Source organism: Vibrio sp. 10N.286.51.E5 (assembly GCF_041469125.1).
In the GTDB taxonomy this organism is placed as follows: Bacteria; Pseudomonadota; Gammaproteobacteria; order Enterobacterales; family Vibrionaceae; genus Vibrio; species Vibrio crassostreae_C.
Map to the genome: position 1 here is coordinate 1 of NZ_JBFRJZ010000089.1, position 202 is coordinate 202.

The window sequence follows — 202 nt, forward strand, 5'->3', positions numbered from 1 at the left end:
CCTTTAAAGATAGCGAACTCATCCATGACGAGTTGCCTTAGCCCCTCCCATTTCACTGACGGTACCACTTGGCGAAGTCGGCGTTTATCTATCTCTTTAATGGTGTGCCAATGTACGCTCGTTAACTGGGAGATATGCTTAATGGGAAGAAGAGGCAGCAGTTGTTCTATATAACTTTTTAGGCGCTTCGTTATACGAGCAT

General features: G+C 45.0%; 1 protein-coding gene. It reads right to left on the reverse strand.

Going from position 1 to position 202, the window contains the following annotated elements:
* Positions 1-202: helix-turn-helix domain-containing protein (locus AB4161_RS21770; protein ID WP_372084286.1), on the reverse strand; the 202-nt coding region annotated here is incomplete at both ends.